At 67.6% G+C, this 21,452-nt stretch carries 20 protein-coding genes; 8 read left to right on the top strand and 12 right to left on the bottom strand.

Going from position 1 to position 21,452, the window contains the following annotated elements; genetic code table 11:
- Window positions 1-93 precede the first annotated feature (93 nt).
- From AUP43_RS03335 to AUP43_RS03325, 3 genes are all read right to left on the bottom strand, one after another.
- A complete protein-coding gene (locus AUP43_RS03335) occupies window positions 94-987 on the bottom strand; it encodes an isocitrate lyase/PEP mutase family protein (protein ID WP_067552672.1) in 894 nt (297 codons plus the stop codon).
- A gap of 125 nt (window positions 988-1,112) precedes the next feature.
- Complete coding sequence (locus AUP43_RS03330; RefSeq protein ID WP_067552669.1) at window positions 1,113-2,351, bottom strand: M20/M25/M40 family metallo-hydrolase; 1,239 nt, start codon at window positions 2,349-2,351, stop codon at window positions 1,113-1,115.
- A gap of 53 nt (window positions 2,352-2,404) precedes the next feature.
- A complete protein-coding gene (locus tag AUP43_RS03325) occupies window positions 2,405-3,634 on the bottom strand; it encodes an MFS transporter (RefSeq protein ID WP_067552666.1) in 1,230 nt (409 codons plus the stop codon).
- A 127-nt stretch (window positions 3,635-3,761) separates the two neighbouring features.
- On the opposite strand from AUP43_RS03325, the gene AUP43_RS03320 reads away from it, so the two are divergent.
- Entirely contained in the window at window positions 3,762-4,361 is a 600-nt protein-coding gene (locus tag AUP43_RS03320) for a DedA family protein (RefSeq protein WP_067552663.1), read from the top strand.
- Here the strand turns inward: AUP43_RS03320 and AUP43_RS03315 are convergent.
- Window positions 4,358-5,707, bottom strand: a complete 1,350-nt coding sequence (locus AUP43_RS03315) for a pentapeptide repeat-containing protein (RefSeq protein WP_067552660.1) — start codon at window positions 5,705-5,707, stop codon at window positions 4,358-4,360. The genes AUP43_RS03320 and AUP43_RS03315 overlap by 4 nt on opposite strands.
- A gap of 114 nt (window positions 5,708-5,821) precedes the next feature.
- Between AUP43_RS03315 and AUP43_RS03310 the strand changes: the two genes are divergently transcribed.
- Together AUP43_RS03310 and dusA are read left to right on the top strand one after the other, a co-directional pair.
- Window positions 5,822-6,577, top strand: coding sequence for a rhomboid family intramembrane serine protease (locus AUP43_RS03310; RefSeq protein ID WP_084462514.1), 756 nt, complete (start codon window positions 5,822-5,824; stop codon window positions 6,575-6,577).
- Window positions 6,578-6,625: 48 nt separating this feature from the next.
- Window positions 6,626-7,633, top strand: coding sequence for a tRNA dihydrouridine(20/20a) synthase DusA (dusA, locus tag AUP43_RS03305; protein ID WP_067552658.1), 1,008 nt, complete (start codon window positions 6,626-6,628; stop codon window positions 7,631-7,633).
- 11 nt (window positions 7,634-7,644) lie between these two features.
- Here dusA and AUP43_RS03300 read toward each other — a convergent pair whose 3' ends face one another.
- Window positions 7,645-8,619, bottom strand: coding sequence for an NADPH:quinone oxidoreductase family protein (locus AUP43_RS03300; RefSeq protein ID WP_067552655.1), 975 nt, complete (start codon window positions 8,617-8,619; stop codon window positions 7,645-7,647).
- A 2-nt stretch (window positions 8,620-8,621) separates the two neighbouring features.
- Window positions 8,622-9,668 (bottom strand): asparaginase, encoded by a 1,047-nt coding sequence (locus tag AUP43_RS03295; RefSeq protein ID WP_067552653.1) that lies wholly within the window; start codon window positions 9,666-9,668, stop codon window positions 8,622-8,624.
- 90 nt (window positions 9,669-9,758) lie between these two features.
- Here AUP43_RS03295 and AUP43_RS03290 point away from each other — a divergent pair, with 90 nt between their 5' ends.
- A complete protein-coding gene (locus AUP43_RS03290) occupies window positions 9,759-10,349 on the top strand; it encodes an RNA methyltransferase (protein ID WP_067552650.1) in 591 nt (196 codons plus the stop codon).
- Window positions 10,350-10,474: 125 nt separating this feature from the next.
- Window positions 10,475-11,155, top strand: coding sequence for a glutathione S-transferase family protein (locus tag AUP43_RS03285; RefSeq protein ID WP_067552647.1), 681 nt, complete (start codon window positions 10,475-10,477; stop codon window positions 11,153-11,155).
- A 10-nt stretch (window positions 11,156-11,165) separates the two neighbouring features.
- Here the strand turns inward: AUP43_RS03285 and AUP43_RS03280 are convergent, their stop codons facing one another.
- Together AUP43_RS03280 and AUP43_RS03275 are read right to left on the bottom strand one after the other, a co-directional pair.
- Window positions 11,166-11,480, bottom strand: coding sequence for a ribbon-helix-helix domain-containing protein (locus tag AUP43_RS03280; RefSeq protein ID WP_067552644.1), 315 nt, complete (start codon window positions 11,478-11,480; stop codon window positions 11,166-11,168).
- 146 nt (window positions 11,481-11,626) lie between these two features.
- Window positions 11,627-11,902, bottom strand: coding sequence for a BolA family protein (locus AUP43_RS03275; protein WP_067552641.1), 276 nt, complete (start codon window positions 11,900-11,902; stop codon window positions 11,627-11,629).
- A 200-nt stretch (window positions 11,903-12,102) separates the two neighbouring features.
- Between AUP43_RS03275 and AUP43_RS03270 the strand changes: the two genes are divergently transcribed.
- The 3 genes from AUP43_RS03270 (at window position 12,103) to cobT (ending at window position 15,746) form a co-directional block, all read left to right on the top strand.
- Window positions 12,103-12,732, top strand: coding sequence for a J domain-containing protein (locus tag AUP43_RS03270; protein ID WP_067552638.1), 630 nt, complete (start codon window positions 12,103-12,105; stop codon window positions 12,730-12,732).
- Window positions 12,733-12,821: 89 nt separating this feature from the next.
- Window positions 12,822-13,850 carry a cobaltochelatase subunit CobS gene (cobS, locus tag AUP43_RS03265; protein WP_067552635.1) on the top strand — a complete coding sequence of 343 codons (1,029 nt, stop codon included), beginning with the start codon at window positions 12,822-12,824 and terminating at the stop codon, window positions 13,848-13,850.
- Window positions 13,851-13,883: 33 nt separating this feature from the next.
- Window positions 13,884-15,746, top strand: coding sequence for a cobaltochelatase subunit CobT (gene cobT / locus AUP43_RS03260; RefSeq protein ID WP_067552632.1), 1,863 nt, complete (start codon window positions 13,884-13,886; stop codon window positions 15,744-15,746).
- Between the two features lie 94 nt (window positions 15,747-15,840).
- On the opposite strand, the gene upp is transcribed toward cobT, so the two are convergent.
- From upp to addA, 4 genes are all read right to left on the bottom strand, one after another.
- Window positions 15,841-16,488, bottom strand: coding sequence for a uracil phosphoribosyltransferase (upp, locus tag AUP43_RS03255; protein ID WP_067552629.1), 648 nt, complete (start codon window positions 16,486-16,488; stop codon window positions 15,841-15,843).
- A gap of 91 nt (window positions 16,489-16,579) precedes the next feature.
- Complete coding sequence (gene trxA, locus AUP43_RS03250; RefSeq protein ID WP_067552626.1) at window positions 16,580-16,900, bottom strand: thioredoxin TrxA; 321 nt, start codon at window positions 16,898-16,900, stop codon at window positions 16,580-16,582.
- Window positions 16,901-17,032: 132 nt separating this feature from the next.
- The gene (gene blaOXA, locus AUP43_RS03245) at window positions 17,033-17,863 is read right to left on the bottom strand and encodes a class D beta-lactamase (RefSeq protein WP_067552623.1); all 831 of its coding nucleotides are present in this window, start codon (window positions 17,861-17,863) and stop codon (window positions 17,033-17,035) included.
- Window positions 17,864-17,871: 8 nt separating this feature from the next.
- Window positions 17,872-21,306: a double-strand break repair helicase AddA gene (gene addA, locus AUP43_RS03240; protein WP_067552619.1), complete on the bottom strand. Its 3,435-nt coding sequence runs from the start codon at window positions 21,304-21,306 to the stop codon at window positions 17,872-17,874.
- Between the last annotated feature and the right edge of the window lie 146 nt (window positions 21,307-21,452).

Here is a 21,452-nt window from a genome sequence, read left to right as displayed (position 1 = left end):
GGACGGGTTTCCTCCTGTTTGTCCGATTGTCCGACATAAGACGATCTTACATGCCGCCCTTTGCGCCGGTCGGGTGATGAAATGGGTGGGGCGTCAGTCCTTCTTGTCTTCGGCGAACTGGGTTTCGCGCCAGCTCCACACATCGACGCCGATGAACTCGCTAAAATCCTTGAAGCCGACCATGCGGGCCTCGACCATCTCCTTGGAGAAGCCGCCGGTCCGGGCCATCTCGGCATAGGCCTCGCGCATTGCCCGCGCAGCGACATAGAGCGAGCTGAACGGATAGATCACGAGCTTCATGCCAATCTCGCCATAGGCGGCGGCGCTCTCGTGCGAGCCGCCCCAGCCGGGCACGCCGCCGCAGATGGCGAAGGGGCCTTTGACCGCGCCGGCCAAATATTTCACCTCGTCGAGATCGTAATTCTCCGCCGCCAGCGCCATGTCGGCCCCGGCTTCCAGATACTGGTTCAGCCGGCTTGCGACAGCCTCGATGCCCTCGGCCCCGCGCGCATCGCTGCGGGCTATGATCAGCGTGTCGGGATTCCGCCGGGCGGCACAGGCGGCGCGCACCTTGGCCGCCATCTCGGCGGCCGGGACCACCGTACGGCCGGGCAGGCCGCCGCATTTCTTCGGGTCGGCCTGGTCCTCGATATGCAGCCCGGCAACGCCCGCCGCCTCCAGCCGCTGCACGGTCTGCCAGACATTATTGGCCCCGCCATAGCCGGTATCGGCATCGCAGATCGCCGGACGATCGGTGGCGGCGCAGATGCGGCGGGCCATGGTCTCGATGTCGGTCAGCCCCATGAAGCCCAGATCGGGCAGGCCGAATTGCGACGCCTCGGTGGAATAGCCGGAAATGCTGATGGCGCTGAATCCCGCCTCCGCCGCCAGCATCGCCGACAGGCAATCATAGACGCCGGGGGCCAGCAGGCAGGGCTGCGCCCGCAACAGGGCGCGCAGCCTCGATGCGCTCGATTCCGCAGTCATTCGCTTCCTCCCGTATTGTGGGCGTGATGCCGACAGGGTCGGCCCTTGCCTCTTATTCGGCAAGCCTAGCATTTCCGCAGGGCTTTTCAGGGCTGCGAATTCTGCAACGCCCTCTGACGCATCTGTCAGCCGGGACTTAGCATCTCCGCCAGGGCCGCGGCGACCACGATGGTGGCCCGGCGCAGATCGTCGAGCACCAGCTTCTCGTCGGCGCGGTGGCCGTTGGCCTCCAGGATGCTGCGCGGCCCGGCGCCATACAGCACCGTCGGCACGCCGGCGGCCGTATAGAGCCGGGCGTCGGTATAGATTTGCAGCCCCCCGGTGCCGACGGCTTCGCCGAACACCGCGCTGGCATGCCGGGTCAGCGGCTCCACCAGCCGCTCAACGCCGGGCAGCGGGCCGAACGGCGCGGCCAGCAGGATGCGGCGGACAGAGACCGTGATGCCGGGCAGGCCGGCCGCCGCCGCCGCAATGGCCTGGCGCAGGGCGGCCTCCGCCTCGGCCGGGTTCTCTTCCGGAATCAGCCGCCGGTCGAGGCGGAAGCTGACCTTGTCGGGCACCACATTGGTGTTGATGCCGCCCTCGATCAGCCCGACCACCAGCGTCGGGTGGGTGATGCCGGGCACCTGGGAGAGCGTCTGCCGCAGCCCGTCGCGCAGACCATAGAGCGCGGTCAGGATCGCCGTCGTCGCCTCCAGCGCGTCATGGCCGGTATCCGGCCGGGCGGCGTGGGCGGATTTGCCGGCCACCGTCACCTCCAGATGCAGGCAGCCATTATGCGCCGTGACCACGGCATAGGAGAAGCCGGCGGAGATCGCGAAATCCGGCTTGGAGATGCCGTTCTCCAGCAGGAATTGCGGGCCGATGCCGCCGCCCGCCTCCTCGTCATAGGTCAGATGCAGCTCCACCGTGCCGTTCAGCGGCGCGTCCAGCGCTTCCAGCGCCTTCAGCGCATAGGCGTAGGTAGCGAAGTCGGATTTCGAGACCGCGACGCCACGACCGTACATCACGCCGTCCTTCACCTCGGCCCCGTAGGGATCGACGCTCCAGCCCTCGCCGGGGGCGACCACGTCGCCATGCGCGTTCAGCGCGATGGTCGGGCCGCCGCCATCGCCGAAGGTGCGGCGAATCACTAAATTGGTGGCGCTGATCATGCCGTTGGCGATGCATTGATCGGCCTGCACCGGATGGCGCTCCACCGCGAAGCCCATCGCCTCCAGCAGTGCCGCCGCGGCCTCGCCATGCGGCGCGCAATCGCCCGGCGGATTGTCCGACGGCACGCGCACCAGTGCCGCCAGAAAGGCCGCCTGGGCGGCGTGCTGGCTATCGATGAAGGCGGCAAGCTGGGTGCGCTGATCGGGCATGTTTTCCTCTCCCTGTTCGTGGCTACAGGGATAGTGCCTGCGGCGCGCGCCGTCTAGACGGCGATGGCGCTCGGCAAGCGCTTCAGGCGGGCCAGCGGCGAGGCGAGGATGATGGCGAAGGACAACGCGAAACCGGCGGTCGCCGCCAGCATCGCCGTATCCAGCCCGTAGCGGACGGCCAGAGCGCCGCCGGCCAGCGCGCCCAGCGGCCGCACGCCGAACACCGCGACCTGTATCGTCGCCCCGACCCGGCCCAGCAAGGCGGCCGGCGTCACGATCTGGCGCAGGCTGGTCTGGCTGACCTGCCATAGCATCGGGCCGAAGCCGATCAGGAAATGCGCCAGCATGGGCAAGGCCAGGGGCGGAATATTCTCCGGCGTCCACGGCCCGGCGACCAACGCCAGCCCGGCAAGCACGGACAGGCCCGGCCCCAGCGTCAGCAGCCGGGCGGGCGTCCAGCGCTCCGCCAGGCGGGGGGCCGCGAGCGCGCCCAGGATCAGCCCGACGCCATAGCTGCCCAGCGCGATACCGGCTTGCCCGGCCGATAGTCCCAGCCGTTCCAGCGCGAAGGGAATGAAAGCGGCGGTCAGCATGAAAAAGGCGGTGTTCCAGGCAACCGCGCAGGCGGCAATCGCCCGCAGCAAGGGCTGGCGCAATACGAAGCCGGCGCCCTCCGCCACGGCGCGCGGCAAGGACGGACGGGCGTCGGCGGATGCCGGCAGGGAGAGCGGCGGCAGGCGCAGGGCCGTCGCGGCAGCCAGCAGGGCGGCGGCGCTGGCGGCCAGCAGCGCCAGCGCCGGCTGGCCGGCCTGGGCGGCGGCCCCGGCCAGTAGCGGTGCGGCCAGGGTGGCGACGGCGCGCGCCAGCTCCAGCCGTGCATTGGCGCGGGGCAGGCGGGCCGGATCGACCAGCGCCGGGACGGCGGCGAAACCGCCCAGTACGAACAGCACCGTACCCGCCGACCCCAGGAAGCCGGCGGCGGCCAGCAAGGCGGGTTCGGCGGCCCAGGCCGCCAGCGCTGCGGCGGCGAAGGCCAGCGACGCCAGAAGCTGGGCGGCGACCAGCAGCCGGCGTTTCGGCAACCGGTCGACCAGCGCGCCGGCCGGCAGGGAGACCAGCAGCCAGGCGGCGCTTTGCGCGGCGACCAGCAGGCCGATCAGCGCCGGTCCCGCCCCCAGCGCCACGGCAGCCACCAGCGGCACGGCGGCCAGCGCCAATTGGTCCGCGCCCTGGGCGAGAGCGGTGCTGACGGCGAGAAAGGGGATTGAAGCGGGGCGTTTCATGGCCAAATCTCCGGTGGCGATGCGATCCGCGCACCGTGCCGGGGGTATGCTGCCCGGCCTATCCGCTTCTTGCCCTCGAAGGCGGGGGCATCCCGGTTCACTGCTCAAAGGTCAGGTCGGCTGTCTCATGATCGATTGGATTTCCGGCATCGTGGCCGATGGCGGCTATCTCGGCATCGCCTTCCTGATGTTCGTCGAGAATATCTTCCCCCCGATCCCCTCGGAGCTGATCATGCCGCTCGCCGGCTTCGCCGCCGCCAAGGGGGAGCTGACGATGGCCGGCGTGATCGCGGCGGGCGGCCTGGGATCGGTCCTCGGCGCCCTGCCCTGGTATTATGCCGGGCATCGCTGGGGCCTGAAGCGGTTCAAGCGGCTGGCCAAACGGCACGGCAAATGGCTGACCATGGGGCCGGAGGATGTGGACCGCGCCACCGACTGGTTCGACCGGCATCGCGGGGGGGCGGTGCTGCTTGGCCGGCTGGTGCCAACCGTGCGCACGCTGATCTCGGTGCCCGCCGGCATCGCGCGCATGCCGATGGCGCTGTTCCTGCTGTTCACCACCGTCGGCACGCTGGCCTGGACAGGGTTGCTGGCGCTGGCCGGCTATCTGCTGCAGGGCAGCTACGACAAGGTGTCGGCGGTGCTGGACCCGCTGTCGATCCTGGTCGTGGTCGGCATTGTCGGGACTTACGTCTATCGCCTGGCGCGGCGCAAAGGCGCGGCTTAGCCGAACTTGGTGCCGGCCGTGACCGCGCCGCCCAGCTTGGTATTGTCCAGGATGGCGCCGCGCAGATCGGCCCCGGTCAAATTGGCGCCCTCCAGATTCGCATTGCGCAGATCGGCCTGACGCAGGTCGGCGCCCCGCAAATCCGCGTCGCGCAGATCGGCGTCGCTGAGATCGACGCACAGCACGCGGCCACTGACGCCGCCATCCGGCCGGCGCAGCTGCAAGGGCGTCAAATCGGCATTGCGCAGGGAAATGCGCGCCAAATTGGCTTCCTTCAGCTTAGCGCCCTTCATGGTGGCGTCGCTGAAATCCGCGCCGCTCAGGTCGGCGCCGCTGAAATCGGCCAGCAGCAGCTCGGCATTCACCAGCTGGCTCTTCTGCAGCAGGGTTTCGCGCAAGATCGCGGCGCGCAAATCGGTCGCCGACAGATCCAGCTTCGAGAGGTCGTTGCGCGAGAAATCCGCCCGCTCGCCGCCAGCGCCGTTGGTTGCGATCCAGATGCTGTGCTGGTCGATCAGATACTGGACCAGGGAGGGGATGTCCCCCTGGCCGCTCTTCAACACCGCATCCTTCAAATCCGCGTTCTTCATGTTCGCGGTGGAAAGATCGACATTGCGCAGATTGGCCCCGCTGAGGTCCGCGCCGGAGAAATCGGTGCCGCCCACCTTGGCCCCGATCATGATGGCGTTGCGCAGCTTGGCGTTGCGGAAACTGGCATTGGCCAGATTGGCGCCGGAGAGATTCACCTCGGTCATCCGCGCATTGGAGAAATCGGCCGATTCGGCGGAGCTGACGGCCAGATTGGCGCGGTTCAGATTGGCGCCCGACATGCGCGCCCGGTCGATGCGCGCGCCGCCCAGATCGACGGCCTGTTCTTCCTCGTGCTGCTCGCCGTTGCGCATCACGATGATCTGGCCGGGCCGCAGGTCGGCATCGGTGAAATCGGCGTCGGCCAGTTGCGCCTTGCCCAGATTGGCGCCGCGCAGATCGGCCTTGATCAGGAGGGCGCCGCGCAGATCGGCCTTGATCAGGAGGGCGCCGCGCAGATCGGCCTTGATCAGGAGGGCGCCGCGCAGATCGGCCTTGATCAGGAGGGCGCCGCGCAGATCGGCCTTGAAGAAATTGGCGGCGAACAAATCGGCCTCGGAAAGGATTACACGCTGCATCACCGAATTGCTGAAGCTGCAGCGGGACATCGAGGCGCCTTTCATCACCCGGTCCGACAGGTTCAGATTGTCGTACGGCGCGCCGGTGACGACCAGCCGCCGCCCGCCGCGCCCCGTGACATATTTTTCGTGCGCGTCGATCGCACGTATGAGAGTGAGGGAAGGCTCGGAACTGGTCATCTGGGACAATCTGAAATGCTGTACCTATTATGATGCGCCACGGGGGATTAAAAAGCCGTAAATTGCACAAAATGAACGTAAAAATCATTTAATTGTGACGGAATCTGTCAGCTCTTGATACCGCTCAGCGACGATAACCCCACGGAAAGACAGGCGATCCTGACGATCCTGCTGATCGTCGCCTGCATCGCCGTATTTGCCTGGCAAGCGTCGTTAGGCGACGATGCGGGCAATCGCGCGGTTTACGCGTTGGGGCTGATCCCCTCGGTGCTCCTCGGCACCCAGGTGCTGCCGGCCGGCGTGGCGTTGGTCGATCCTTGGATGACGGTGCTGACCTCCATGTTCCTGCATGGCGGCTGGCTGCATCTGGGCGGCAACATGCTCTATCTCTGGATCTTCGGGAATAATGTGGAGGAGGCGCTAGGGCGCGTCCGATACCTGCTGTTCTATCTGCTGTGCGGTGGGGCGGCGGCGTTCCTGCAAGTGGCGGCCGACCCGGCCTCCGGCGTGCCGATGATCGGGGCCAGCGGCGCCATCTCCGGCGTGCTGGGGGCCTATCTGCTGCTGTTTCCGCGCACCAATGTCTGGGTGCTGATTCCGCTCGGCCTGTTCACCCGGATGACCCCGCTGCCGGCGATCCTGGTGCTGGGCTTCTATTTCGTCATCCAGATCGTCAGCGCGCTGCTGGATACCGGCAGCGAGGGCGGCGTGGCCTGGTACGCGCATATTGGCGGCTTCGTCGCCGGCATGCTGCTGGTTGGGTTGCTGAAGCGGCGCGACGTCCCGCTATTCGGCGCGCCCCGCCGCCGGGTGCGTACCGCCGGCCCCTGGTCGCGCCGCCAGCGCCGGGGATCGGGTCCGTGGGGGTGATGGGGCTAAGGCTGGACAAAAAGCGCTGATTTTGCGCATTCTCCGCCAATGACCCAGCTATCGCAGCCAGCCCTGTCGCGGCGCCTCAGCGTCGCGCCGATGATGGATTGGACCGACCGGCACGACCGCTATTTCCTGCGGCTGATCAGCCGGCGGGCGCTGCTCTATACCGAGATGGTCACGACCGGCGCGGTGCTGCAGGGCGACCGCGCGCGGCTGCTGCGCTTCGATCCGGCCGAGCATCCGGTCGCCTGCCAGCTCGGCGGGTCGGAGCCGGACGATCTGGCGGCCAGCGCCGAGATCGTCGAGGCCCATGGCTATGACGAGGTGAACCTGAATTGCGGCTGCCCCAGCGACCGGGTGCAGAAGGGCCGCTTCGGCGCCTGCCTGATGGAGGAGCCGCATACGGTGGCCGCCGGGGTGAAAGCAATGATCGCCGCGACATCCCTGCCGGTCACGGTGAAGTCGCGCATCGGCGTCGATGCGATGGAGGATTACGACGACCTGAAGCGCTTCGTCGAGACGGTGGCCGATGCCGGGTGCCGCAGCTTCACCATCCATGCCCGCAAGGCCTGGCTGCAGGGCCTCAGCCCAAAGGAAAATCGCGACATCCCGCCGCTGCGCTACGAGCTGGTCTACCGGCTGAAGCAGGAATTGCCGGAGCTGGAGATCGTGCTGAATGGTGGCGTGCTGACGCTGGACCAGGCGGCGGCGCATCTGGCCCAGACCGACGGCGTGATGATCGGCCGCGCCGCCTATCAGGAACCCTACATGCTGGCCGAGGCCGACAGTCGGCTGTTCGGTGATGCCGGGCCGGTGCCGACCCGCCACGATTTGCTGCGCGGCTTCATCCCCTATGTCGAGCGGGAATTGGCCGAGGGCACGCCGCTGAACCATATGACGCGCCATATTCTGGGGCTGTTCAACGGCCTGCCCGGCGCCCGCGCCTTCCGCCGCCACCTGTCCGAGAACGCGCACCGCGCCGGGGCCGACGCCTCGCTGATCCTGGAAGCGGCCGACAAGGTGCGCCCCCAGGCGGAGCGCGCGGCGGCCTGATCCTCTGGGTTTCAGACCGTCAGCACCACCTTGCCGGTGGATTTGCGCGCCAGCAGAGTGCGCATCGCCTCGCCCGCCTGCTCCAGCGGGAAACGGTGGGAGATGTGCGGGTTTAGCCGGCCCTCCGCATGCCAGCGCGTCAGGTCGGCGAACTGCGCCAGCATCCAGTCGGGATGGCGGCGGCGGTGCTCGCCCCAATACAGCCCGGTGACGGCGATATTCTTCACCAGCAGCAGATTGGCCGGCACCTGCGGGATGCGGCCGGCCGCGAAGCCGATGACGACGATGCGGCCGCCGAAGCGGATGGCGCGGATCGAGGCGTCGAACACATCGCCGCCGACGGGATCGAAATAGACATCCGCCCCTTCGCCGCCGGTCAGCGCGCGCACCCGCTCCTTCACATCCTCGGTCTTGTAGTCGATGCCGTGATCGGCCCCGCGCGCCAGCGCCAGCGCCACCTTTTCCGGCCCGCCGGCAGTGGCGATGACGGTCGCGCCCATCGCCTTGCCAACCTCGACGGCAGCCAGCCCGGCCCCGCCGGCGGCGCCATGCACCACCAGCACCTCGCCGGGCTGGAGATTGTCGCGCCAGACCAGCCCGCCATGCGCCGTGCCATAGGCGACCGGAAAGGCGGCCCCGGCCTCGAAATCCATCGAATCGGGTATCGGGAAGACATCGCGCTCACGCGCCACGGCCTTCTCGGCGAAGGCCCCGTAATCGACCAGGGCGGCCACCCGGTCGCCCGGCTTCACCCGGATCACACCCTCGCCAACGGCGGCGACCACGCCGGCCGCCTCCAGCCCCGGCACGAAGGGCAGCGGCGGCTTTTCCTGGTACTTGCCCTGCACCATCAGCGTATCGGCAAAATTCAGGCCGCCGGCCTTGATGTCGACCAACACCTCGCCGGGGCCGGCCACGGGGTCGGGCCGTACGCCGATCGTCAGCGCGTCCGGGCCGTCCAGGCTTTCACACAGAACCGCGCGCATGATCACAAGGCCAGATCGGGAGCCGGACGGACCACGCCGCAGCCATAGCCGACCCAGTTGGCGATCGGCGCCACAAGCTGGTTGGCCAGCGCCTCCTGGTCGGCCTTCCGCAGCACGCCGAGCCGGGTCAGGATCCAGCCCAGCGCCACGGTGGAGGCGCGGTGATTGCCGTCATCCACCTTCAGCGCGATGCCGAGGCCCAGTTCCGGCAGGGCGGCGGTATAGACGCCCTCCGCCCCGGTCTTCAGCAGGATGCGCTCGCCCAGCTGCTGCAGCACGAGGGAGCCGAAACGGCCGGTGCCGGCGATCATCAGCGGTTCGGCCGCCACCGCCTTGCGGATGCGCAGGATGGCGTCGCGGCGCGTGGCCGGCAGCTCCGCCGGATCGGCCATGCGGGCCATCGCCACCGCCATCGCCTTCAGCGACATGCCGAAGACCGGGATACCGCAGCCATCAATGCCGCGCGGCGTGTGGGACAAATCCTCGCCGCCCATCTCCTGGCACAGCCGCATCAGCCGCTTCTGCACCGGATGATCGGCGCCGATATAGCCCTTGGTCGGTTCGCCCAGATGCATCGCCGTCGTCAGGAAACCGCTATGCTTGCCCGAGCAATTATTGTGAATGCGGCACGGGCTCTCGCCCTGGCGGATCATGGCATGCGCGGTCGGCTCATGGCCGGGCATCTGGTTGCCGCACTCCAGATCGTCATTGCCGAGGCCGAGCTGGCCCAGCCAGTCGCGCACCGTCTCGGTATGCATGGTCTCGCCGCTATGCGAGGCGCAGGCCAGCGACACATGCTTGTCGGCCAGCCCGAAGGCCTCGGCGGCCCCGCTCTCCACCAGGGCGATGGCCTGGATCGGCTTGATCGCGGACCGGCCATAGACCAGCCGATCGGCATCGCCCCAGGCATGGCGCAGGCTGCCCGACGCATCGGTCACGGCGGCGATGACGCGGTGGAAACTTTCGACCATGCCGCCGCGCGTCACCTCCACGGCGATAGGGGCCGCGCTGTGAGCGCTGGTCTGGACGCGAAGGATTTCTTCTGTCATTGGGGGCGTTCCGCTTTTAAGGCTTGTGATTCTTGCGGCAGCAACCTTGCCCTCGGGCCGGGCCGCTGGCAATCGGGAAGGACGGCGACGATGAAGGGCTATTTCGCGATCGGGGTGCAGGGCCTCAGTAAGGCGCAGAACGCCGGCACCCTGTTCCGCACGGCGCACGCCTTCGGCGCCAGCTTCGTCTTCACTGTGGCGGAATCCTACGACCAGCGGAAGCTGAACCAGACCGACACCTCGAACGCGCTGCGCAGCCTGCCCTATTACCGGTTCGACGGCCCGCGCGATTTCCGCCTGCCTCAAGATTGCACGCTGGTCGGCGTCGAGCTGACCGAGGATGCGGTGGAACTGCCCAGCTTCCGCCATCCGCGCCAGGCGGCCTACATATTGGGGCCGGAGCGCAACAGCCTGGACCCGGAGATCGTCGCGCTGTGCGACCATGTGGTGAAGATACCGATGCAATTCTGCGTCAATGTCGCGGTCGCCGGGGCCATCGTCATGTATGACCGGCTGCTGACGCTGGGCCGGTTCCAAACCCGGCCGATCCTGCCCGGCGGCCCGGCAGAGCCGCTGCCGGAGCCGGTTTTCGGCCAGCCGCTCTGGATGAAGAAGGAACGCCGCCGTGCCCGCCAGGCCGCCCGCAAAGCCGTCGAGGACAATGGCGGGCGCACGGATTGAGAGCGCTTCCTGCCGTTATCTGCCGCTGCAAATCGCCACAGTAACAGGCGTTAACCAACCAGCGCTTGCGCTAAGCCCTAGAAATTACGCAATATGCGGGCGGTTTCGCACAGAGCCGGCTGGAAATGCGCATTCTCTATCATCAGTGGCTGTCTCCCTTCTGCCGCAAGATTCGTCTCATCCTCGCCGAAAAGGATCTCGCCTTCGAATTGAAGGAAGAGCGGGTGTGGGATCGGCGCAGCGATTTCCTGGCGATGAACCCGGCCTGCCAGGTGCCGGTGCTGGTCGATGACGAGGCGCCGAACGAAACGGCGGTGCTGGCCGATTCCACCGTCATCGCGGAATATCTGGAAGAGGTCTATCCGCAGCGCCTGCTGATCATGGGCAGCCCGGTGGAGCGGGCCGAGATTCGCCGGCTGTCGGCCTGGTTCGACGGCAAGTTCGACGAGGAAGTCACCCGCAATTTGGTCGGCGAGAAGCTGATGAAGCGGCTGCTGGGCCTGGGCGGCCCGTCCAGCGAGGCTATCCGCGCCGGCCTGTCGAACATTCACTACCATCTGGATTATATCGGCTATCTGTGCGAGCGCCGGACCTGGTTGGGCGGCGACCACCTCAGCCTCGCCGATCTGGCGGCGGCCGCGCATCTGTCCTGCATCGATTATATCGGCAATGTGCCCTGGGATGAGCATGGCGACGCCAAGGAATGGTACGCCCGCGTGAAGTCGCGGCCTTCCTTCCGTCCGCTGCTGGCGGACCGAATGGCGGGATCGGCCCCGCCGGCGCATTACGCCGATCTGGATTTCTAGGCAACCGCCCTTACAGCCTGGGGCTCGACGATACCTGCTGGCGGGTCAATCCCAGCGCCGTATCCAGCGGCTGCCGGGCACCGCTGAAATGCGGCGCCTCCAACTGCTTCGCCACCGACCGGAAATAGGCCAGGATGAACACCCGCACCGCCGAGGTCAGGCTGGAACGGTCGCGCACCCGGTTGATCAGCGTGCAGAGCTGGTTGATCGACATCTGCTCGCGGCCGGCGACCTCCCGCAGGGCCGACCACATCTCCGGCTCCAGGCGCATGCTGGTTCGGTGACCGTTCACGACGACGTTATGGCTTCTCAGGCTGGTGCCCATCCACTTATCGCGCTGTCCACGTGCGCCGGACGAAATTGGCCGGTCGGTTATCCTGGTATGCCAATTTAGCGGAGCGCGTCATGATTGCAACCATGAAATGTTCACAGCGAACATTTACTCTTAATGGTTGAAACACCGTGGCCGCCTCAGACAGCGGCCTCGGCGGGCGTGCGCACCGTCAGCGCCAGCGCATGGACCGGGCCGGCAAGCTCCTCCGCCAGCACGCCATAGACCAGCCGCTGCCGCTCGACCCGCGACTTGCCCTCGAAAGCGGGGGCGACGATGCGGATCTGGAAATGGCTTTCCCCGGCCCCGCTATGCCCGGCATGGCCGACATGGCGGTGCGATTCGTCCACGATCTCCAGCAAGGCCGGTGTGAAAGCCTGCTCCAGCTTGCTGCGCATCGTCGCGGCGACCGTCATCCTGGTTTCCCCTCATCTTCCCATTCGTTCATAAAGTTTATCGGTCCGAACGGCAACAGGAGCGGATCGGCCGACGGGCTTTCAGTCAGTAGGTAAGGCGCGCGGGCGCAGGAACAACCAGGGCCCTGTTGACGCATGGCGGCAATTCACCGCTCTCCAAGCGCTTGCGGGGCGGCGGTTGCCCCACCATAATTCCTGCCATGGCGCGGGCAAAAGCAATCGACCCCTGGGAAGCGGAATGGCGGCAGCGATATGCCAGCCAGGGCGGCGTGCGATTGTGCGAAATTCCCGGCTGCGCGGCCGCCGGCGAGTATCGCGCGCCGAAGAGCCGCAGCGCGCTGAACGATTACCGCTGGTTCTGCCTGGACCATGTGCGCGCCTACAACGCCTCCTGGAATTATTTTTCCGGCATGAGCGAGGATGAGGTGGAAGCCCATATCCGCCGCGACATTATCTGGGACCGGCCGACCTGGAAGCTGGGCGGCCAGCAGGGCACCCAGCCCGGCGGCCGGCGCGACCGGCGCGGCGAAGGCGCCCAGCGCTCCTACAGAGTGCATGACGATTTCGGCGTCTATGAGGAAGCCGTGGGCGGCCAGGAGGAGGCCGGCGGCCGCGCCGAGCGGCCGGCGCGGGCCAGCCAGACGCCGGAAATGCAGGCCGCACATACGATGGGACTCGACTTTCCGGTCACCTGGCAGGAAGTTCGGGTTCGTTATCGCCAGCTCGTCAAGCAGCATCACCCCGATGCGAATGGCGGCGACAAGCAAGCGGAAGAGCGCCTGAAGACCATCAATCAGGCCTATGCCACCTTGCGAAAGTTCTTATGTTAAAAACGCGCTGCGGTTTCATGGCCGTTTGCGCTAGCGTTCTCGCCTGATCCGACCCGAAGGTCTTAAAAACAGCACGGAAGTCCCTGTTCATGGCACAAGCAACTGCGTCCGCCGCCGCCCAGAAACACTACGCCGAAACGCCGCGCGCGCATTCGCTGGACGCCCCGGACATCACCGTCTCGGTCCGTCAGACCTTCGGCATCGATGTCGATATGGACGTGCCGGCCTTCAGCGTCGGCAGCGAATATGTGCCGGACCTGGACGAGAGCTACCAGTTCGACCGGGCGACCACCCTGGCCATCCTGGCCGGCTTCGCGCATAACCGCCGCGTCATGATCCAGGGCTATCACGGCACCGGCAAGTCGACCCATATCGAGCAGGTCGCCGCCCGCCTGAACTGGCCCTGCGTGCGCGTGAACCTGGACAGCCACATCAGCCGCATCGACCTGATCGGCAAGGACGCCATCGTGCTGCGCGAAGGCCAGCAGGTGACCGAGTTCCGCGAAGGCATCCTGCCCTGGGCGCTGCAGAACCCCGTCGCTCTGGTGTTCGACGAATATGATGCCGGCCGCGCCGACGTGATGTTCGTCATCCAGCGCGTTCTGGAGGTCGAGGGCAAGCTGACCCTGCTGGACCAGAACCGCGTCATCCGCCCGAACAAGTCGTTCCGCCTGTTCTCCACCGCCAACACGGTGGGCCTGGGCGACACGACCGGCCTGTATCACGGCACCCAGCAGATCAACCAGGGCCAGATGGACCGCTGGTCGATCGTCGCCACGCTCAATTATCTGCCGCATGACGACGAGGTGAAGATCGTCGCCGCCAAGCTGCCCGGCTACGACAACAAGGAGGGCCGCGAGACGCTGTCGGCCATGGTGCGCGTCGCCGATTTGACCCGCGCCGGCTTCATCAATGGCGACATCTCCACCGTGATGAGCCCCCGCACCGTCATCACCTGGGCGGAGAATGCGAAGATATTCAACGATGTCGCGATGGCCTTCCGCCTCACCTTCCTGAACAAGTGCGACGAGGTGGAGCGCGCCGCAGTGGCGGAATATTACCAGCGCAGCTTCGGCCGCGACCTGGAGGATATCGGCATTCGCTCGACCAAGAATTGAGCAATAACAGCCGCTGAATAGAGTGGATTAGGCATGTCTGACGGCGAAACCCCCGTCGAGGAGTTCAAGCGGGCGACCGCGGCGACACTGCGCGCCATGGCCGGCGAGCCGGAGGTCGACGTGACCTACGGCGTCGAGCAGGCCGGCATGGTCGCCGGCCGAGCCCGGCTGCCGGTGCCGGCGACCGACCTCAATCCGCACGATGTCGCCCTGGTGCGCGGCGAGGCAGACGCCATCGCCCTGAAGCTGAAGCACCATAACGAGAAGCTGCACACCCGCCGCGCGCCGTCGGGCGGCATGGCGAAGGCGATCTTCGATGCGGTCGAGCAGGCCCGCGTCGAGGCCATCGGCTCGCGCCAGATGGCGGGCGTGGCCGGCAATCTGGCCGCCGCGCTGGACGAACGCTGCAAGCGCAAGGGCTTCGAGCATATCACCGAGCGCAACGAGGCCAATCTGGCGGAGGTCATCCGCCTGCTGGCGCGCGAGCGCATCACCGGCGACGCGCCGCCGCCCAGCGCGCGCCGGCTGGTCGATCTGTGGCGGCCCTGGGTCGAGCAGCGCTGCGGCGAGGATCTGCAGGGCCTGGGCCCGCTGCTGCAAGACCAGGACGGCTATGCCAAGGCGACCCGCCAGCTGATCCGCGACCTCAATCTCGACCCCGGCGAGGATGGGGATTCCGACGACGACAATATGGACGAGTCGGAAGGCGGCGACGATGGCGGCGAGTCCGACGAGCAGGACGAAAGCGACATGGAGTCGGCGGCCGACCAGGCCGGCGGCGAGGACGCCATGCCGCAGGAGATGCAGGCCGGCGACGAGGGCGAGGAAAGCGGGGAGCAGGCCGAGGGCGAGATGATGCCCGGCGGCACCGACGAACAATCGGAGGAGCCAGGCTCGCCCCAGCAGCAGCGCAACCGGCCGGGCCAGGGCGACAACCGCCCCTACCAGCCCTACACCACCGAATATGACGAGGTGGTCGAGGCCGATGCGCTGTGCGACGCCGACGAGCTGACAAGGCTGCGCAAGCTGCTGGACCAGCAGCTCACCCACCTGCAGGGCGTCATTGGCAAGCTGGCCAACCGGCTGCAGCGCCGCCTGATGGCCAAGCAGAGCCGCACCTGGGAGTTCGATCTGGATGACGGCATGCTGGATACCGGCCGGCTGTCGCGCGTGGTCACCAACCCGACCTATCCGCTGTCCTACAAGATCGAGAAGGAAACCAATTTCCGCGACACCGTGGTCACCCTGCTGATCGACAATTCAGGTTCGATGCGCGGCCGGCCGATCACCATCGCGGCGATGAGCGCGGACATCCTGGCCCGCACGCTGGAGCGCTGCGGCGTGAAGGTGGAGATTCTGGGCTTCACCACGCGCGCCTGGAAGGGCGGCCTCAGCCGCGAGCGGTGGATTTCCAACGGCAAGGCCCCCAATCCGGGCCGGCTGAACGATCTGCGCCACATCGTCTACAAGAATGCCGACGAGCCGCTGCGCCGGGCCCGCAAGAATCTGGGCCTGATGCTGCGCGAAGGCATCCTGAAGGAGAATATCGACGGCGAAGCGCTGCTCTGGGCGCATAACCGGCTGATCGCCCGCAACGAAGAGCGCCGCATCCTGATGGTGATTTCCGACGGTGCGCCGGTCGACGATTCGACGCTGTCGGTCAATCCGGGCAATTATCTGGAAAAGCACCTGCGCGAGGCGATCCACTATATCGAGACCCGCTCGCCGGTGCAGCTCGTCGCCATCGGCATCGGCCATGACGTCACGCGCTACTACCGCCGCGCCGTCACCCTGGTCGACGCCGAACAGCTCGGCGGCACCATGATGGAACAGCTCGCCTCCCTGTTCGACGACGACGACCTTCCCGGCAGCCGCCGCAAGGCGCGGATGAACTGAGGGGTATCCTCACAGCCCGTCACCCTCGACCTCGCCCCCCCATTCGTCACCCCCGGTCTTGTATCGGGGGTACATGCTGCGGTCTTACTGACCGCTATTTCGTCCCGAACAGCCGGTCCCCGGCATCGCCCAGGCCGGGGACGATATAGGCGTTCTCGTCGAGCTTCTCGTCCAGCGCGGCGACATAGATCGGCACGTCCGGGTGGTGCTTGTTGAACTGCGCCACGCCCTCGGGCGCGGCGACCAGCGCCATGAAGCGGATATTCTCGTCCTTCACGCCATGGCGGTTCAGCACATCGACCGCATGCACGGCGGAATTGCCGGTCGCCAGCATCGGGTCGACCAGGATGAACAGCCGGCCCTCGGCGGAGGGCAGCTTCACCAGATATTCCACCGGCTGCTTGGTGTCGTGGTCGCGATACAGGCCGACATGGCCGATGCGCGCGGCGGGCACCAGCTCCAGCAGCCCGTCGGCCATGCCGAGGCCGGCGCGCAGGATGGAGACAACCGCCAGCTTGCGGCCGTCGATCACCGGCGCGTCCATCACCGCCAGCGGGGTTTGCACCGGCTCCGTCGTCATCGGCAGCACGCGGGTAATCTCGTAGCCCATCAGCAGCGCGATCTCCTTCAGCAGCAGGCGGAATTTGATCGTCGTCGTCTGGCGGTCGCGCATCTTCGACAGCTTATGCTGGATCAGCGGGTGGTCGAGGATATGCAGGTTGGGAAAATCGCGCTGGGTCATGGGCCGCACAATACTCAGAGCCGGCGTCGCGGAAAAGAAAAACCCCCGGCCACGGCTAGGGGTTCTCAACGGCGTTGTCGCGCCGAAACCGTCAGATGTTGGATTCGACCCACTGATACAGCGCGCTCTTCGGCAGCGCGCCGATCTTGGTCGCCGCGACCTGGCCGTTCTTGAACAGCATCAGCGTCGGAATGCCGCGCACGCCGTATTTCTGCGGGGTCGAGGGATTCTCGTCGATGTTCAGCTTGGCGATGGTGACCTTGTCGCCCATGTCGCCGGCGATCTCGTCGAGGATCGGGGAGATCATCTTGCAGGGGCCGCACCATTCGGCCCAGAAATCCACCACCACCGGCTTGTCGGCGTTGAGGACGTCCGTCTCGAAAGAGCTGTCGGTAACCTTCGTCGTGCTCATGTCTTATCAGCCTTTTTCTCGTCCGACGCCGGCGCGTGGCGTCCCGTGGCATGAGTCGGGGACATTCCCGAATTCGCACCAAATCTAGGAAGGTGGGGGCGAGCGGTCAAGCGACGCGGGGGCCGCCCGCCGTCACTTCAACGTTTCCCGGGCGAGCATAGTCGCCAGATCGGCCAGCAATCCGTCGCGCGCGGCGAAGCTGGCGGGGCCGTCGCGGGGGCCCTCATCCTCCAGCAGCCGGGTGAAGATCAGCCGCCTTTCGCCCTTTTCCGCCCAGCCGACGAACCAGCCGATCTGCCGGCTGCGGTCGAGCGTGCCGTCGGCCTTCTCGCGATAGCCGGTGCCGGTCTTGCCGTAGGCGGCCCAGCCGTCGGGCGCGCCCGGCAGCGGGAATGCCGGCTGAATCTCCGCCGCCAGCCGCTGCGCCCGCGCGCTGGCCGGCAGCTCGTGGCGCAGCATCCGGCCGAGGAAGTCGAGCTGCTGCACCGGCGATATCTTCAAGGATGAGCTGAGCCAGGCATGAGTCAGCCCGTTATCCTTGCCGGCATCGCCGGACAGGTCGCGATTGCCGTAATCGAAAGCGTCGATATAGGCCTGGAACCGCTTCATGCCCAACTCGGCGGTCAGCGCCTGCGAGTACCAGACGACGGAATAGCGCATCCAGCGCTCCGGCGACGTAGTCTGTCGCCAGGCCTCCATCGAGACGTTCAGCGCGGGGTCGTAGGGGATCGCCGGCTCCTTGGCGCTGGTCAGCAGCCCGGCATCGTAGCCGATCACCGCCAGCGGCACCTTGAAGGTGGAACAGGGGCTGACCGGCTTGTCGCAGGAGGGGCCTGCGCGGAACAGGATGTCGCCGGTCTCGCCATCGGCGATCACGGTGCAGGTGGCGGTGTCGGATGCCGTTTGGGCATGGACGGGAGCGGCCAGGAGCAGCAGGAAGGCCGGCAGCAGATAGCGCAGCATGGGAGTCCTCAGGGTCGATAGGGCGCCAGGATCGCATCCGGCAGGGGCATCAAACGCGGCCCATCTGTCCAAAGCAAGGCACAGCGGATCGCCCGGCCGGGATAGACCGCCTCAAGCGCCGCCTGGTAGCTGGCCATTTGCCGCAGATAGACCGGCGACACCTGATGCGCCTCCAGCGGCGGCGGGCGGTTGGTCTTGTAATCGACGATCAGCGCTTCCGTCTCGCTGACCAGCAGCCGGTCGATCTGGCCGGAGATGACGATGCTGTCCTCGCCCTGGCCGATGCGCCCGACCACCGGCACTTCGGCGACCGAACCGGGGCCGAAGATGGCGCCGAACGTCGGATCATCCAGCACCGCCAGCGCCTCGGCCGCATAGGCGGCGACCTGCGCCGCGTCCAGCCCATGCACCGGGCGCGCGAGGAACCGCGCGGCCGCCGCCGTGCGGCGTTCGGCCAGCACGTCCGGCAGGGTCTGGAGCAGCCGATGGATCAAGGTGCCGCGCTTGAAGCGCGCCGCCTCGGTCTCCGAATCGACGGAAAGCGGGGAGCGCACGGAGGGTTCCTCCCCGCTCGGCCGCGACGGGGTCAGCGGGCGCGAGGGCGAGGGTTCGGCGGCGGGCATGGCGCGCGCCCAGGCTTCCGGCGACAGCGGCTGGATCGGTGCGCGATGCGGCTTTTCCTGGATCGTCACGGTGACGTTCTGCGGGTTTTCCAGCACCCGGCCGACCGCGCCCCTGTCGATGAAATCGCAGGCCAATTCCCGCCCGCGATCGCGCATCGCCTGCTCGACCAGCCGGTACCAACACTCGTCCGGCGTCTTCTTGCGCGTCTCCCAGCCGCAGATGATCAGCCGGTCCTCGGCGCGGGTCAGCGCGACATAGAGCAGCCGGCGATATTCCTCCTGCTGGCGGCGTTTCGCCGTCTCGCGCGCGGCCCCGGCCACCGCGTCGTCCGACGCGGCGTTGGGCGACCACAGCATCAGCCCGCCCTGCACATCGTCGCGGGTCCACAGCAGCGGCGGCGGCAGGATCGGCAGGGCCGCCGTGTCCGGCAGGATGACGATGGGGGCCTGCAGCCCCTTGGCGCCATGCGCGGTCATCACCCGCACCTCGTCGCGCCCGGCCTCCAGATCGCGCTTGATCTCGCCCTGGGCGGCGCGCAGCCAGGCCAGGAAGCCCTGCAGGCTCGGCACATGCTCGCGCTCATAGGCCAGCGCGCGGGCGAGGAATTCGTCGATCGGATCATCCGCCTCATAGCCCAGCCGGCCGATCAGCTTCTCGCGCCCGCGCCGGTGGCCCAGCGCCTCGGCATAAAGCTCGTAGGGGCGCAGATAATCGACCCGGCCCAGCAGATCGCCCAGCAGCCTTGTGGCGTCCTGCGCCCAATCCTGCGGGGCGGCCTGAAGCGCGGCCCACAGCCCGCCCTTGCGGTTCCAGGCGATCTCGAACAGCTGCTCCTCGGTCAACCCGACCAGCGGGCCCTTCAGCACCGTGGCCAGGGTCAGATCGTCCTCCGGCAGCAGCAGGAAATCGCCCAGCGCCATCAGGTCCATGACCGCGAGCTGCTCGGTCAGCACCATGCGGTCGATGCCGGCGACCGGCACTTCCAGCGCCTTCAGCGCGCGCACCAGCTCCTCCACGAAGCCGCCGCGCCGACGGACCAGCACCAAGATGTCGCCGGCCCGCACCGGGCGCTGCTTGGAGGGAAGCATGTCCCGACCGATCCAGTCGCGGATGCGCCGGGCGATGGCGGTCGCCAGGCTGGCGCGCGGCGAATCGCCGGGGCGCACCACCACCGGCGGCTGCCAGGGTTCCAGCTCCTCCCGCTCCTTCGGCGCGATCAGCGGCCACAACTCGACCCGTCCGGCCTGGCCACGGCGGAAGGCGAGATGGCGCAGCGGCTCCGTCCCCTCGACCACGCCCTGGCGGGCGGGGTCGAGCGCGAACACCGCGTCGACCAGCTCCAGCACGGTTTCCGTGGAGCGGAAGGAAGTGTGCAGGGCCACCTCGTCCCAGGCCTTTTCCACCAGGCCGGCGCGATGGCGGAATTCGTCGCGCATGCGGGTGAACTCCGCCGGCTCAGCGCGCTGGAAGCTATAGATCGACTGCTTCACGTCGCCGACCGCGAAGATGGTGCGGGTTTCCTCGCGCGCGCCCAGCCCGGCGAAGAACTCCCCGGTCAGCGCCTCGATCAGCTCCCATTGCTCGGGATTGGTGTCCTGCGCCTCGTCGATCAGCACATGGTCAATGCCGCCATCCAGCTTGAACAGCACCCAGGCGGCGATGCCGTCGCCGCTGCGCAGCAAATCGCGGGTGCCCAGGATGAGATCGTCGTAATCCAGCAGCGCGCGGGCCTGCTTCACCCGGCGATAGGTCGCCAGCATGGCGTCGCCCAGCCGCAGCAGCGCCGCCGTGGCGGCGGCCACCCGCACGGCGCGGCAGCGCGCCTCCAGCCGGATCAGCCGTTCCGCCTCGCGCAGCAGCAGCGGCATCAGCCACGGGTTGGCGGCGGCGATGTCGGCGGTGACGAGGCGGGCGCGAATCTCGCCCTTCTGCGTCAGGAAGCCGCCGCAATAATTTGCATAGAGCGGCAACCGGTCGGTCGCCGCCAGGAAACCGTCCAGCGCCGCCGCCAGCTTCTTGTCCGTAGCCTTGCCGCCATCCAGCACGGCGATTGCCCGGCGCAAGGCGGCGGCGTCGAACGCCGCATCGGCGCAGGCGTCGCGGATCAGCTCCCGGTCGCTCAGCCCGACCGGCACGTCGAGCCGGGCGTGGATCGCCGCCACCAGCCCCTCCAGCCCGCCATGCCGGGCCAGCAGCCGGTCGAGCCGCCCGCGCTCCGACGCCAGCGCGTCCATGAGGGCGGCGAAGCTGTCCTCGTTCACCCGCGCGGTGACCAGGGACAGCGCCTCCGACAGCGCGGCATCCTGCCCGGCGCGGGCGCTGGCCAGCATCCGGTCGCGCGCCGCCAGCAGCAGCTCGCGCGCGGTCTGCTCGTCCATCACCTCGAAATGCGGGGCGATGTCGGCCTCCAGCGGGAAGCGCCGCAGCAGCGCCTGACAGAAGGCGTGGATGGTCTGGATCTTCAAGCCTCCCGGCGTGTCCAGCACCTGGGCGAACAGCCGTCGCGCGCGGGTCATGACCTCCGGGGCCGGCCGCTCGCCGGTCAGCGCCAGCAGCCGGTCGGCGAGCGCATCGTCGGCCATCACCGCCCAGTCCGACAGGGTGGCGTTCAGCCGGTTCGCCATCTCCGCCGCCGCCGCCTTGGTGAAGGTCAGGCACAGCAGCCGCTCGGGTTTCGTCTCTTGCAGCAGCAGACCCAGCACCCGGTCGGTCAGCACCTTGGTCTTCCCGGTGCCGGCCGACGCGCCGACCCAGACCGAGGTCCTGGGATGCGCCGCGCGCCGCTGCGCCTCGGCGGGATCGGGCAGCAGGGTGGTCATGCGCCCCTGCTCCCCACGAGTCCTTGCCCCGCTATGCTTCGAGACGCTTGCTGCGCAAGCTCCTCAGCATGAGGGGTGTTTTGCCCTACTGCCTTTGCCCCCCGTCTCCCCTCGTCCTGAGGAGCTTGCGCAGCAAGCGTCTCGAA

The sequence above is a fragment of the Oceanibaculum pacificum genome (assembly GCF_001618175.1).
Classification (GTDB): Bacteria; Pseudomonadota; Alphaproteobacteria; order Oceanibaculales; family Oceanibaculaceae; genus Oceanibaculum; species Oceanibaculum pacificum.
The sequence above is the reverse complement of the archived record's forward strand: the minus strand, read 5'-3'. Positions and strand labels throughout refer to the sequence as shown.